The 12059-nt window shown below is 74.2% G+C and carries 10 protein-coding genes; 7 read left to right on the top strand and 3 right to left on the bottom strand.

The genetic code is table 11. The features are described 5' to 3' along the window. Positions 1–59 precede the first annotated feature (59 nt). Positions 60–1289, top strand: a complete 1230-nt coding sequence (gene hemW, locus ACFYUY_RS03980) for a radical SAM family heme chaperone HemW (protein WP_387897648.1) — start codon at positions 60–62, stop codon at positions 1287–1289. A 40-nt stretch (positions 1290–1329) separates the two neighbouring features. After that, positions 1330–1884 carry a Uma2 family endonuclease gene (locus tag ACFYUY_RS03985; protein WP_387897651.1) on the top strand — a complete coding sequence of 185 codons (555 nt, stop codon included), beginning with the start codon at positions 1330–1332 and terminating at the stop codon, positions 1882–1884. An 8-nt stretch (positions 1885–1892) separates the two neighbouring features. Here ACFYUY_RS03985 and ACFYUY_RS03990 read toward each other — a convergent pair whose 3' ends face one another. The 3 genes from ACFYUY_RS03990 to htpX all read right to left on the bottom strand — a co-directional run bounded on the left by ACFYUY_RS03990 (position 1893) and on the right by htpX (position 4360). Further along, positions 1893–2720, bottom strand: a complete 828-nt coding sequence (locus tag ACFYUY_RS03990) for a DUF3097 domain-containing protein (protein ID WP_360210184.1) — start codon at positions 2718–2720, stop codon at positions 1893–1895. 31 nt (positions 2721–2751) lie between these two features. Continuing rightward, positions 2752–3336 (bottom strand): hypothetical protein, encoded by a 585-nt coding sequence (locus ACFYUY_RS03995; RefSeq protein WP_360210182.1) that lies wholly within the window; start codon positions 3334–3336, stop codon positions 2752–2754. A gap of 103 nt (positions 3337–3439) precedes the next feature. After that, positions 3440–4360 (bottom strand): zinc metalloprotease HtpX, encoded by a 921-nt coding sequence (htpX, locus tag ACFYUY_RS04000; protein ID WP_360210180.1) that lies wholly within the window; start codon positions 4358–4360, stop codon positions 3440–3442. Between the two features lie 263 nt (positions 4361–4623). Between htpX and hrcA the strand changes: the two genes are divergently transcribed. The 5 genes from hrcA to ACFYUY_RS04025 all read left to right on the top strand — a co-directional run bounded on the left by hrcA (position 4624) and on the right by ACFYUY_RS04025 (position 12050). Next, entirely contained in the window at positions 4624–5658 is a 1035-nt protein-coding gene (hrcA, locus tag ACFYUY_RS04005) for a heat-inducible transcriptional repressor HrcA (RefSeq protein ID WP_360210178.1), read from the top strand. Between the two features lie 76 nt (positions 5659–5734). After that, positions 5735–6877 carry a molecular chaperone DnaJ gene (gene dnaJ, locus ACFYUY_RS04010; protein WP_360210176.1) on the top strand — a complete coding sequence of 381 codons (1143 nt, stop codon included), beginning with the start codon at positions 5735–5737 and terminating at the stop codon, positions 6875–6877. Positions 6878–6994: 117 nt separating this feature from the next. After that, positions 6995–7744: a 16S rRNA (uracil(1498)-N(3))-methyltransferase gene (locus ACFYUY_RS04015; protein ID WP_387897654.1), complete on the top strand. Its 750-nt coding sequence runs from the start codon at positions 6995–6997 to the stop codon at positions 7742–7744. Positions 7745–7828: 84 nt separating this feature from the next. Further along, positions 7829–11092: a PDZ domain-containing protein gene (locus ACFYUY_RS04020; RefSeq protein WP_360210172.1), complete on the top strand. Its 3264-nt coding sequence runs from the start codon at positions 7829–7831 to the stop codon at positions 11090–11092. A 181-nt stretch (positions 11093–11273) separates the two neighbouring features. Continuing rightward, positions 11274–12050, top strand: a complete 777-nt coding sequence (locus ACFYUY_RS04025; protein ID WP_387897657.1) for an RDD family protein — start codon at positions 11274–11276, stop codon at positions 12048–12050. Positions 12051–12059 lie beyond the last annotated feature (9 nt).

The following is a 12059-nucleotide window of genomic DNA, read 5'->3' on the forward strand; positions in this document are numbered from 1 at the left end:
GAACCGTACGGGGTGCGCGGGCCGCACGGGACACCCGGGCCGTACGGGACAATGGGGTCATGCCCTCCGCACTCCCCGACGGCGATCCGGTGCCGTCCGACGGTTCCCTGCCCGCGCACGCCCTGACCGGGCTCGGCGAGCGGCCGTTCGGTTTCTACCTGCACGTGCCGTACTGCGCCAGCCGCTGCGGCTACTGCGACTTCAACACCTACACCGCCACCGAGCTGCGCTCCTCCGGGGCCGTCGCCTCCCAGGAGACCTACGCGGACAACGTGGTCGCCGAGATCCGGCTGGCCCGCAAGGTGCTCGGCCCGGTCGACCTCCCCGTGCAGACGGTCTTCCTCGGCGGCGGCACCCCCACCCTGCTGCCCGCCCGGGACCTGGTGAAGATGCTCACCGCGCTGCGCGAGGAGTTCGGGCTCGCCCCGGACGCCGAGGTCACCACCGAGGCCAACCCGGAGTCCGTCGACCCGGCCTACCTGGCGGAGCTGCGCGAGGGCGGCTACAACCGGATCTCCTTCGGCATGCAGAGCGCCCGCCCGCACGTCCTGCAGCTGCTCGACCGCCACCACACGCCCGGCCGCCCCGAGGCCTGCGTCGCCGAGGCCCGCGGGGCCGGCTTCGAGCACGTCAACCTGGACCTCATCTACGGGACCCCGGGCGAGTCCGACGACGACTGGCGGGCCTCCCTGGACGCCGCGATCGGCGCCGGACCGGACCACGTCTCCGCCTACTCCCTGATCGTCGAGGAGGGCACCCGGCTGGCCGCCCGGGTCAAGCGCGGCGAACTGCCGATGATCGACGACGACGTGCACGCCGACCGCTACCTGATCGCCGAGCAGGCGCTCGCCGCCGCCGGCTACTCCTGGTACGAGGTGTCCAACTGGGCCACCACCCCGGAGGGCCGCTGCCGCCACAACGAGCTGTACTGGACCGGAGCCGACTGGTGGGGCGCCGGCCCCGGCGCGCACAGCCACGTCGGCGGCGTGCGCTGGTGGAACGCCAAGCACCCGGCCGCCTACGCGCAGGCCCTCGCCGAGGGCCGCACCCCCGCGCAGGCCCGCGAGGTCCTCACCGAGGAGGACCGCCGCGTCGAACGCGTCCTCCTGGAACTGCGCCTCGCCGAGGGCATCCCCCTGGAGCTGCTCACCGCCGCGGGCCGCCGGGCCGCCGACCGCCACCTCGCCGACGGCCTCCTCGCCGCGGGGACGTACGCCGACGGCCGCGCCACCCTGACCCTCCAGGGCCGGCTGCTCGCCGACGCGGTCGTGCGTGACCTGGTGGACTGACGGCCGTTAACGTGGTGTCAGCCGTCGGAGGGAGCGCGCAGTGACCGCCATCGATGACCGGATGATGGGGATCTTCGAGAACCTGGAGGTCCCGGAAGGCGTCAAGGCCGAGCTCATCAGGGGGGAAATCGTGATGATGGCCGGGCCGGACATGGTCCACAACCTCATCATCGAGTCCATCGTCGACCAGATTCCCCGTGGCCGCTGGCACCGGCTCCAGACCCAGGACGTGGCGTTCCCCGCGGACGGCAGCGAGCCGCAGCCCGACCTGGTGGTGATCGAGCGGGGCGCCGTCGAGGGCCCCGGGCGTCTGGTCCCCGCACCGGCGGTGACGCTCGTCGTCGAGGTCGTCTCGAGGACGAGCGTCCACCGCGACTACCACGTCAAGCGGGAGATCTATGCCGGGGGGATGATCCCGGTCTACCTGATCGTCGATCCGACGAAGGGCGAGTGCCTGATGCTCACCGAGCCGCGCACGGCGACCGCCTCGGGCGTTCCGGACTACTGGTCCGGGCGCACCACCAAGTTCGGGGACCCGATCCCCGTGGACGTCCTGGGGATGACCCTGGAGACCGGTGAGTTCGGAACGCTCTGATCCGGACGTCAGTCCGGGAGGGTCACGAAGTCGATGAGCTCCTCGACGCGCCCGAGGAGCTCGGGTTCCAGGTCCTTGTAGCTGTTCACCCGGGACAGGATGTGCTTCCAGGCGGCGGGGGTGTCCGCCGGCCAGCCGAGGCGGCGGCAGGTGCCCTGCTTCCAGTCCTCGCCGCGGGGGACGTCGGGCCAGGCGGGGATGCCGACCGAGGAGGGCTTCACGGCCTGCCAGACGTCGACGTACGGGTGGCCGACGACCAGGACGGCGTCGCCGGTGACCCGGGCGGCGATTCGGTGCTCCTTGGTGCCGGGGAGCAGGTGGTCGACCAGGACGCCGAGCCGCCGGCCGGGGCCGGGGGCGAACTCGGCGACGATCGCGGGCAGGTCGTCCACGCCCTGCAGGTACTCGACGACCACGCCCTCGATGCGCAGGTCGTCGCCCCACACGCGTTCGACCAGTTCGGCGTCGTGCCGGCCCTCGACGTAGATCCGCGACTCGCGCGCCACCCGGGCCCGGGCGCCGGGGACGGCGACCGAGCCGGAGGCGGTGCGGCCGGGCGTGCGGGCGGGGGCGGGGCCGGCCGGGCGGACCAGGGTGACCACCCGGCCGTCCAGCAGGAAGCCGCGCGGCACCAGGGGGAACACCCGGTGCTTGCCGAAGCGGTCCTCCAGGGTGACGGTGAAGCCCTCGGCGGTCTTCTCGCAGCGCACCACCGCGCCGCAGAAGCCGGTGGCCGCCTCCTCGACGACCAGGTCCCGGTCGGCCGGCACCTCCGGGGCGGGGGTCTGCTTCTTCCACGGCGGGGTCAGGTCGGGTCCGTACTGGCGGCTGCGCATGCAGGCGACTATAGGGAGTGCGGACGGACCGTCAGAGTCCGGGCGCGCCCCAGACCGGGAACCAGCGGCTGAGGTCCTTCTCCAGCCGCAGGTCGTTCCCGAGCAGGGCGTTGACCTGCAGTTCGAGCGGGCTGTTGCGCCGCTCGCCGCCGCCGGGCATCGGCGCGAAGGGGTAGAAGGTGCCGCGCTTGTACAGGTAGACGAGGGCGAGCGACCGGCCCTGCGGGTCGCGGAAGCCCACCAGCGAGCAGAGCAGCTGCGGCCCGAAGCCGTTCCCCTCCAGCTCGCTGTTGACCGCGTGCAGGTCGTTCACCAGCTCGGGCAGCTCCTCGGGGGTGTGCCGGGCGAGCAGCCAGGAGTAGCCGTAGCCGTCCTTGGAGGCCTCCACCGGGACGCCGCCGCGCTCGGTGTCGGCGTCCAGCAGCTCCCGCACCTGCTGCTCGACCTGGCCGAAGGCCGCGCCCTCGACGGCGGCGAAGCACACCGAGCCGAGCCCGGTGGGGGTGAACCCGGCGCCGGCCTCCAGGGTGAGGGCGGCGGACGGCACGCCGAACAGCTGGTCGAGGTCGGGCTTGACGGGCTTGGTGCGGCCGAACAGGGCGTCCAGGATTCCCACGGTGGTCCTTTCGCGTCGAGGCGGAGGGGTGGCGGGGCGGAGGGGTGACGAGGCGGCGGGCCGGTGAGGCGGCGCGGCGGCGGTGGGCGGGGGAGCCCCGCGGTCAGCGGCCGAGCTGCTCGGAGATCTTCGCCAGCTGGTCCAGCCGCTTCTCCAGCGTCGGGTGGGTGGAGAACAGCTGGGCGGCGGTCTCCCGGGCGCCGAGCGCGGGGGCGAAGTAGAAGGCGTTGTAGGGCTGGGCCTGGCGCAGGTCCTTGCTGGGGATGGCGGCGATCTGCCCGGTGACCTTGGTCAGGGCGGAGGCCAGGGCGCTGGGCCGGCCGGTGAGCTGGGCGGCGGCGCGGTCGGCGGCGAGCTCCCGGTAGCGGGAGAGCAGCCGGGTGAGCAGGAAGCTGATGGCGTAGACGACCATCGACACCAGCGGGATGATCAGGGCGACGATGGCCGCGTTCTGGTCGTTGTTGTTGCGGCCGCCGCCCATGAAGCCGCCGTACACCGCGATCCGGGTCATCGCGCCGGCGAGGACGCCGAGGAACCCGGCGACGGTCATCACCGCGACGTCCCGGTGGGCGACGTGCGACAGCTCGTGGGCGAGGACCCCTTCGAGTTCCTCGGGCTCCAGCCGGCGCAGCAGCCCCGTGGTGACGCAGACCACGGCGTTCTGCGGGTTGCGGCCGGTGGCGAAGGCGTTCGGCATGTCGTTGTCGGCGACCGCCACCCGGGGCTTGGGCATGTCGGCGAGGGCGCAGAGCCGGTCGATGGTGCCGTGCAGCTGCGGGTACTGCTCCGGGCTCACCTGGTGGGCGCCCATCGCCCGCTCGGTGATCTTGTCGCTGAACCAGAACTGGGCCACGAACAGCCCGCCGGAGATGAGGACGATCAGTGGCCAGGCGCCGCGCAGGAGCGCGATCAGCAGGCCGGTGAAACCGACGTACAGCAACCCGATCACGAACATCGTCACGACCATGCGGCCGGTCAGACCGCGGTCGGGCGCGAAACGGGTGTGCTGGCCCGAGCTCGACATCGCTTGCTCCTCCATTCGCCGTCGCTTCCGATGCTGCCACCCGGACGGCCCCACGGCACCACCCCCGCGCCGGGAACTGCGGGCAGGATCACTCCGGCCGGGCCGTTCCTGCCTCAAGGCCCGGGCCTTACACTGGCAGGTACGGTTCTGGCACTCGTACGTTCAGAGTGCCAGGGCGGTCACCGGATCCGGGGCCTTCCCGGAGCGGTCGGCAGCATCTGTGACACAGACGGACAACGTGCGAAGACGGAGGTGTGTGCCCCATGGCCGGTGAGATCCGCCAGCTGGACGACCGCAAGCTCGCCGTGCTCCGCGCGATCGTCCAGGACTACGTGGGGACCGAGGAGCCGGTCGGCTCCAAGGCCCTGGTGGAACGGCACAACCTCGGGGTCTCCCCGGCGACCGTGCGCAACGACATGGCGGCGCTGGAGGAGGAGGGCTACATCCACCAGCCGCACACCAGCGCCGGGCGCATCCCCACCGACAAGGGCTACCGCCTGTTCGTCGACAAGCTCGCCGAGATCAAGCCGATGAGCGCCCCCGAGCGCCGGGCGATCCGGCACTTCCTGGACGGCGCCGTCGACCTGGACGACACCGTGGCCCGCACGGTGCGGCTGCTCGCGCAGCTGACCCGGCAGGTCGCGGTGGTGCAGTACCCGTCGCTGTCGCGCTCCACCGTCCGGCACATCGAGCTGGTCGCCCTCGCCCCGACCAAGGTGATGCTGGTGCTGATCACCAACACCGGCCGGGTCGAGCAGCGGATGGTGGACTGCCCGGGCACCGTCGGCGAGACGGTCCTGGCGGACCTGCGGGCCCGGATCAACGCGCGGGCCGCCGGCCAGCGGCTGCCGGACGTGCCGGGGTTCCTGGAGGAGCTCCCGGCGATGTTCGAGCAGGCGGACCGGCCGACCGTCACCACCGTCCTGGCGACGCTGTTCGAGGCGCTCGCCGAGCAGAACGAGGAGCGGATCATGCTGGCCGGCACGGCCAACCTGACCCGCTTCGGCCACGACTTCCCGCTCACCATCCAGCCGGTGCTGGAGGCCCTGGAGGAGCAGGTCGTCCTGCTCCGCCTCCTGGGTGAGACCGCGGACGCCGGGATGACGGTCCGGATCGGGCGCGAGATCGCCTACGAGGGGCTGAATTCCACCTCGGTGGTGTCGGTCGGTTACGGTTCGGGCGACGAGAGCGTGGCCAAACTGGGTGTGATCGGTCCGACCCGGATGGACTATCCGGGCACAATGGGGGCGGTGCGTGCGGTGGCGCGGTACGTGGGTCAGATCCTGGCCGAGTCGTAGCAATCGACCGCCGTTGCACGGGTAACGGCGGTGTCCAGTCGCAGCACTTCTACAGGCGGAACAAGCGGAGCATTTGGTGGCCACGGACTACTACGCGGTACTCGGCGTCCGACGGGATGCGGGGCAGGACGAGATCAAGAAGGCGTTCCGGCGCCTGGCACGCGAACTGCACCCGGACGTCAACCCGGACCCGAAGACGCAGGAGCGGTTCAAGGAGATCAACGCCGCCTACGAGGTGCTCTCCGACCCGCAGAAGCGCCAGGTCTACGACCTCGGCGGCGACCCGCTGTCCCCGGGCGGCGGCGCGGGCGCGGGCGGCTTCGGCGCCGGCGCGGCCGGATTCGGCTTCTCGGACATCATGGACGCCTTCTTCGGCGCCGCGGCCGGCCAGCGCGGACCGCGCTCGCGGACCCGGCGCGGGCAGGACGCCATGATCCGGCTGGAGATCACCCTGGAGGAGGCCGCGTTCGGCACCACCAAGGAGCTCCAGGTCGACACGGCCGTCACCTGCACCACCTGCAGCGGCGAGGGCGCGGCCCCCGGCACCTCCGCGCAGACCTGTGACATGTGCCGCGGCAAGGGCGAGGTCTCCCAGGTCACCCGGTCCTTCCTGGGCCAGGTCATGACCTCCCGCCCCTGCCCGCAGTGCCAGGGCTTCGGCACCGTCGTGCCGACCCCGTGCCCGGAGTGCGCCGGCGACGGCCGCGTGCGCGCCCGCCGCACCCTGACCGTCAAGATCCCGGCGGGCGTCGACAACGGCACCCGGATCCAGCTGGCCGGCGAGGGCGAGGTCGGCCCCGGCGGCGGCCCGGCCGGCGACCTGTACGTCGAGATCGCCGAGACCACCCACACCGTCTTCCAGCGGCGCGGGGACGACCTGCACTGCACCGTCACCATCCCGATGACGGCGGCCGCGCTCGGCACCCAGGTGCCGCTGCAGACCCTCGACGGGCTGGAGGAGGTCGACATCCGGCCGGGCACCCAGTCCGGGCAGTCGATCCCGCTGCACGGGCGGGGCATCACCCACCTGCGCGGGGGCGGCCGGGGCGACCTGATAGTGCACGTCGAGGTGCAGACGCCGACCAAGCTCGACGCCGAGCAGGAGGAGCTGCTGCGCCGGCTCGCGGTGCTGCGCGGCGAGGAGCGGCCGGCCGGCCAGTTCGCGCCGGGCCAGCAGGGCCTGTTCTCGCGCCTGAAGGACGCGTTCAACGGCCGGTAGCCGTCCGCGCGGGGGTGCCGGGGATCCGCCCGGCACCCCTTTCGCGTGCCCGCCCGGTTTCGCGTGCCCGCCCAGCCGGAGCGCCCCCGCTCCGCCCCACCACCGGAGGTTCCCCGCATGACCGCCCCCGTCTTCGTCGTCGAGACCGAGCGGATCGCCGCCGCCGCGCCCGGCACCGTGGTGCGCCTGGACGGGCCGGAGGGGCGGCACGCGGCCGCGGTGAAGCGGCTGACCGCCGGTGAGGCGGTGACCCTCGCCGACGGCCTGGGCCTGGGCGTGGACGGCACGGTCGCCGAGGTGCTCGGCAAGGACGCGATCGACGTCGCGGTGGCGGCGGTGCGCCGGGAGCCGGAGCCGGCGCCGCGGATCGTCGTCGTCCAGGCCCTGCCCAAGGGCGACCGCGGCGAGCTGGCGGTGGAGACCATGACCGAGGTCGGCGTGGACGTGGTGATCCCGTGGTCCGCCTCCCGCTGCATCACCCAGTGGAAGGGCGACCGGGGCGCCAAGGCGCTCGCCAAGTGGCGGGCCACCGCCCGGGAGGCGGGCAAGCAGTCCCGCCGGCTGCGCTTCCCCGAGGTGCGCGAGCCGATGACCACCCGGCAGCTGGCGCCGGTGCTGGCCGCCGCGGGGTTCGCCGCCGTGCTGCACGAGGAGGGCTCCCGGCCGCTGGCGCACGCCGGGCTGCCGGAGGGCGGCGACCTGGTGCTGGTGGTGGGCCCGGAGGGCGGGGTCTCCCCGGAGGAGCTGGCGGCCTTCGCCGAGGCGGGCGCCGGGCCGTACCGGCTGGGCCCCTCGGTGCTGCGCACCTCGACCGCCGGCGTGGCCGCCGGCGCACTGCTGCTGGGGCGCACCGGCCGCTGGTCCTGACCGGCCGGACCGGGCGGCTCGCCCGGGCGCCGGAGTCTGCGAAAAGCGGAGCGCGTCGTACGCGCACGTGCCTACGCTGGCCGCGTGACGGAACCCCTGAGCACCCCTGCGGGCGCCTACCTGCGCCACCCCCATCTGCACGGTGACCTGATCACCTTCGTCGCCGAGAACGACGTCTGGCTGGCCCCGCTGGACGGCGGCCGGGCCTGGCGGCTGACGGCCGACCACCTGCCGGTCCACCACCCCCGGTTCGCCCCCGACGGGCGGCACATCGCCTTCACCTCCACCCGGGACGGCGCGCCCGAGGTGCACGTGGTGCCGGTCGACGGAGGCCCCTCCCGCCGGCTCACCCACTGGGGCAGCGACCAGACCCAGCTGCAGGGCTGGACGGCGGACGGCCGCCCGATCGCCACCACCACCGCGGGCGAGGCCACGCTGCGCCGCACCTGGGCGCACGCCGTGCCGCTGGACGGCGGCGCGTCGGAGCGGCTGCCGTACGGACCGGTCGGCGGGCTCGCCCTCGAGCCGGACGGCGCGGGTGCCGACCCGGCCGAGGACCGGGGGAGGGTGCTGCTGGCCACCGTCAACAACCGCGAGCCGGCCTGGTGGAAGCGGTACCGGGGCGGCCGGGCGGGCAAGCTGTGGATCGGCCGGGACGAGTTCGTCCGCGTCCACGAGGAGCTGGACGGCCAGCTCTCCTCGCCGCTGTGGGTGGGGGAGCGGATCGCCTTCCTCTCCGACCACGAGGGCGTCGGCGAGCTGTACTCCAGCCTCCCCGACGGTTCGGACCTGCGCCGGCACACCACCTCCCCGGACGGCTTCTACGCCCGCAACGCCAGCACCGACGGCACCCGGGTGGTCTTCCACCGCGCCGGCGACCTCTGGCTGCTGGACGACCTGGACGGTGCCGAGGCGCGCCGCCCGGACGTCCGGCTGGCCGGCCCGCGCAGCGGCCGCCGCCCGCGCCCGGTGTACGCCGCGCACTGGCTGGAGTCCGTCGCCCCCGACCGCACCGGCCGGGCGAGCGCCGTGGTGGTGCGCGGCGGGGTGCACTGGCTGACCCACCGCGAGGGCCCGGCCCGGGTGCTGGACGAGACGCCGGGCGTGCGCGCCCGGCTGGCCCGGGTCGTCCCGGGCGAGGACGGCGGGCAGGGCGTGCTCTGGGTCAGCGACGCCGAGGGCGAGGACGCCCTGGAGTTCGCCCCCGCGGTGCAGGGCGCCGAGCGCCGACGGCTGGCGGCCGGGCAGCTCGGCCGGGTGAACTCCCTGGTGGTGTCGCCGGACGGCAAGCAGGCGGCGCTCGGCGTGCACGACGGCCGGGTGCTGCTGGTCTCGCTCGCCGACGGCACCGTGCACGAGCTGGCCCGCAGCACCGACGGCGAGGTGAGCGGGCTGGCCTTCAGCCCGGACTCGGCGTGGCTGGCGTGGTCGCGCCCGGTGCCGGGGATGGGCCCGTACTCGCTGCGCCAGATCGTGCTGGCCAACCTGGCCACCCGCACCGTCGGCGAGGCCACCCAGCAGCGCTTCATCGACACCTCGCCGGCGTTCACCGCGGACGGCCGCTACCTGGTGTTCCTGTCGGTGCGCAACTTCGACCCGGTCTACGACTCGCACGTCTTCGACCTGTCGTTCCCCAACGGCTGCCGCCCGTACCTGATCACGCTGGCCGCGGACACGCCGTCGCCGTTCGGGCCGCAGCGGGCCGGGCGTTCGATCGGCGGGGACGAGGACGAGCCGCGCGGCAAGAAGGCGGACGGCGAGGAGGCCGCCGCCGACGCCGCGCCGGTGACCAGGGTCGACCTGGACGGCATCGCCGACCGGATCGTCCCGTTCCCGGTCGAGGGCGGCCGCTTCGACTCGCTCAGGGCGGTCAAGGACGGCGTGCTGTGGAGCCGGGTCCCGCTGCTCGGCGAACTCGGGGACGAGGCGGCCTCGCTGGAGGACGAGCGGCCCCGGCCCACCCTGGAGCGCTTCGACCTGCGCAAGCGCCGCGCCGAGCAGCTGGTGCACGGGCTCGACTCCTTCGCGGTCAGCGGGGACGGCACCCGGGTGGCGGTGCTGGACGAGGGCGAGCTGCGGATCGTCCCGGCCGACCACAAGGCGGGCGGCGAGGACGACGAGGTGGCCGTCGACCTGGCCCGGCTGCGGGTGACGGTGGACCCGGCCGCCGAGTGGCGGCAGATGTTCGACGAGAACGGCCGCCTGATGCGGGACAACTTCTGGCGCCCCGACCTGGGCGGCGTGGACTGGGACGGTGTCCTGGACCGCTACCGGCCGCTGGTCGACCGGGTCGGCTCCCACGACGACCTGGTGGACCTGCTCTGGGAGGTGCACGGCGAGCTCGGCACCTCGCACGCCTACGTGATGCCGCACGGCCTGCACACCGAGCCGGCCCGGCGCCAGGGCCTGCTCGGGGCCGACCTGGTCAAGGACGGCGACCAGTGGCGGATCGCCCGGATCCTGCCCGGCGAGTCCTCCGACCCGCGGGCCCGCTCGCCGCTGGCGGCGCCCGGCGCGGCCGTCCGCCCGGGGGACGCCGTCCTGGCCGTGAACGGCCGCCCGGTCGACCCGGTCACCGGCCCGGCCCCGCTGCTGGCCGGTACCGCCGGGCAGCCGGTCGAGCTGACGGTGGCCGGAAAGGACGGCACCGACCAGCGGCACCCGGTGGTCGTGCCGCTCGCCGACGAGGAGCCGCTGCGCTACCACGACTGGGTGGCCGGGCGGCGGGCCGCGGTGCGCGAGCTGTCCGGCGGGCGCCTGGGCTACCTGCACGTCCCCGACATGCAGACCACCGGCTGGGCCCAGATCCACCGCGACCTGCGCTCGGAGATGGCCCGGGAGGGCGTGGTCGTCGACATCCGGGAGAACCGCGGCGGCCACACCTCGCAGCTGGTGATCGAGAAGCTGGCCCGCCGGATCGTCGGCTGGGACGTCGCCCGGGACATCGCCAGCCCGCTGCCCTACCCCGGTGACGCGCCGCGCGGGCCGCTGGTCGCGCTCTGCAACGAGTTCTCCGGCTCGGACGGCGACATCGTCAACGCCGCGATCCAGGCGCTCGGCCTCGGCCCGGTGGTCGGCACCCGGACCTGGGGCGGGGTGATCGGCATCGACAGCCGGTACCGGCTGGTCGACGGCACCCTGGTGACCCAGCCCAAGTACGCGTTCTGGCTGGAGACCTACGGCTGGGGCGTGGAGAACCACGGCGTCGACCCGGACGTCGAGGTGCCGTTCGCCCCGCACCAGTGGGCGGCCGGGGAGGACCCGCAGCTGGCCGAGGGGGTCCGGATCGCGCTGGAGGCCCTCGCCGCGACCCCGGCCCGGCCGGCGCCCGCGCTGCCCTGGGAGTAGCGGGGCCGCCCGCGCACCCGGGGGCGGGGGAAGCCGGCGGCGGGGGAGGCCGGCGGAGCGGGAGTCGGCGGAGCGGGAAGTCGGACGGGCCGACTTCCCGCTCCGGGCGGTGAGTAGGATGCGGGGCTGTTCTTGATCGATCCCGATCGGGAACGAGCATCCACAGCTCACGGGGGAGCACATGGCACAGGGCTATCCGCAGCCGCAACCGCAGCAGTACGGGCAGCACCCGGACCCGTACGGGCAGAACCCGTACGGGCAGGGCGCCCACGGCCAGAACCCGTACGGGCAGAACCCGTACGGCCAGGACCCGTACGGCCAGGACCCGTACGGGCAGGGCGCCCACGGCCGGAACCCGCAGGCCCAGCCGTACCCGGGGCAGCCGCAGTACCAGCAGCCCCAGCCGCCGCAGGCGCCGTACCCGCCCTACCGGCAGGCGCCCCACCAGCAGCCGTACGGGCAGCCGCAGCCCGCCGCGCACCGGCCGCCCTGCCCCAAGGAGGCGGGCGGCGGTCGGCGCTTCCTGGCGATCGTGCTCGACTTCCTGTTCGCCGTCGGCCTCGGCTTCGTCGCCGCCAACGCGGCCAGCCGTCCCAGGCCCGCCGCGCACGCGGTGGCCGGCCACGCGTCCCACGCCGCGGGCCCGGCCGTGCCCTACTTCGTGGCGCTGCTGCTGGTCGGACTCGCCGCGTCCTTCCTCAACCAGGTGGTGCTCGCCCGCCTGACCGGGTTCAGCGTGGGCAAGGGGATCCTGGCGATGCGGGTGGTGCGCCGCAAGGGCGTCATGCGCCCGAACACCTGGCGGCTGACCCGGCGCTGGCTGCTCGGCTTCGTCTTCCTCGCGGTCACCCTGCTGTCCGAGGACTTCGACCTGGACGACGGCGACATCGTCGGGATGCGCTCCGTCCGCTGGAAGCACCTGCAGGAGTACCAGCAGGCGGTCGGGCGGCTCGGCTAGGCTGCCGCC

This window comes from Kitasatospora sp. NPDC004745 (assembly GCF_042873275.1).
GTDB lineage: Bacteria > Actinomycetota > Actinomycetes > Streptomycetales > Streptomycetaceae > Kitasatospora.